This is a genomic window from Lapidilactobacillus mulanensis, from assembly GCF_003946215.1.
In the GTDB taxonomy this organism is placed as follows: Bacteria; Bacillota; Bacilli; order Lactobacillales; family Lactobacillaceae; genus Lapidilactobacillus; species Lapidilactobacillus mulanensis.
Genome location: NZ_RHOW01000072.1, coordinates 1 through 1,882, shown reverse-complemented (window position 1 = coordinate 1,882; position 1,882 = coordinate 1). Strand labels below are relative to the sequence as shown.

Annotated in this window: 1 tRNA gene and 1 rRNA gene; both read right to left on the bottom strand. The window is 50.5% G+C overall.

Going from position 1 to position 1,882, the window contains the following annotated elements:
• Positions 1–57 precede the first annotated feature (57 nt).
• A tRNA-Ile gene (locus EKM67_RS10300) sits at positions 58–131 on the bottom strand.
• 107 nt (positions 132–238) lie between these two features.
• Positions 239–1,812 (bottom strand): 16S ribosomal RNA (locus tag EKM67_RS10295).
• Positions 1,813–1,882 lie beyond the last annotated feature (70 nt).

Here is a 1,882-nt window from a genome sequence, read left to right as displayed (position 1 = left end):
GCAGGCGCTCTCCCATCTGAGCTAAACCCCCATCTAACTATGCTTCCTTCAAAGCAATGGGCCTAAATGGACTTGAACCATCGACCTCACGCTTATCAGGCGTGCGCTCTAACCAGCTGAGCTATAGGCCCGATTAAGCGTTAATTCTGTTTGAGAGTAGACCTCTCAAAACTGAACAAAGTTTCTATGCAGGTTCCGTTGATCTGTTGACTTTTACCTCAACTGATCGTTTCCTTAGAAAGGAGGTGATCCAGCCGCAGGTTCTCCTACGGCTACCTTGTTACGACTTCACCCTAATCATCTGTCCCACCTTAGACGGCTAGCTCCCTTACGGGTTACCTCACCGGCTTTGGGTGTTACAAACTCTCATGGTGTGACGGGCGGTGTGTACAAGGCCCGGGAACGTATTCACCGCGGCGTGCTGATCCGCGATTACTAGCGATTCCAACTTCATGTAGGCGAGTTGCAGCCTACAATCCGAACTGAGACTAGCTTTTAGAGATTAGCTTGACCTCGCGGTCTCGCAACTCGTTGTACTAGCCATTGTAGCACGTGTGTAGCCCAGGTCATAAGGGGCATGATGATTTGACGTCATCCCCACCTTCCTCCGGTTTGTCACCGGCAGTCTGACTAGAGTGCCCAACTGAATGCTGGCAACTAATCATAAGGGTTGCGCTCGTTGCGGGACTTAACCCAACATCTCACGACACGAGCTGACGACAACCATGCACCACCTGTCTTAGCGTCCCCGAAGGGAACGTCTTATCTCTAAGATTGGCGCTAGATGTCAAGACCTGGTAAGGTTCTTCGCGTTGCTTCGAATTAAACCACATGCTCCACCGCTTGTGCGGGCCCCCGTCAATTCCTTTGAGTTTCAACCTTGCGGTCGTACTCCCCAGGCGGAGTGCTTAATGCGTTAGCTGCAGCACTGAGGGGCGGAAACCCCCCAACACTTAGCACTCATCGTTTACGGCGTGGACTACCAGGGTATCTAATCCTGTTTGCTACCCACGCTTTCGAGCCTCAGCGTCAGTTACAGACCAGAGAGCCGCCTTCGCCACTGGTGTTCTTCCATATATCTACGCATTTCACCGCTACACATGGAGTTCCACTCTCCTCTTCTGCACTCAAGTTCCCCAGTTTCCAATGCATTTCTTCGGTTAAGCCGAAGGCTTTCACATCAGACTTAAAAAACCGCCTGCACTCGCTTTACGCCCAATAAATCCGGACAACGCTTGCCACCTACGTATTACCGCGGCTGCTGGCACGTAGTTAGCCGTGGCTTTCTGATCGGATACCGTCACTACCTGGCCAGTTACTACCAAGTACGTTCTTCTCCGATAACAGAGTTTTACGATCCGAAAACCTTCTTCACTCACGCGGCGTTGCTCCATCAGACTTTCGTCCATTGTGGAAGATTCCCTACTGCTGCCTCCCGTAGGAGTTTGGGCCGTGTCTCAGTCCCAATGTGGCCGATCACCCTCTCAGGTCGGCTACGTATCATCGCCTTGGTGAGCCGTTACCTCACCAACTAGCTAATACGCCGCGGGTCCATCCAAAAGTGATAGCTTACGCCATCTTTCAGAACAAAGCCATGTGGCTTCGTTCGTTATGCGGTATTAGCATCTGTTTCCAAATGTTATCCCCCACTTTAGGGTAGGTTACCCACGTGTTACTCACCCGTCCGCCACTCGTTTCATTCTAATTCTCTCGGTGCAAGCACCTTGATCCTTAAAACAAAACTCGTTCGACTTGCATGTATTAGGCACGCCGCCAGCGTTCGTCCTGAGCCAGGATCAAACTCTCATATAAAAGTTTGTGACTCATAAATTACTTAACTAGCGAATTGACTTCGTTGTTGTTTTTATTGCTTTGTGTTCAT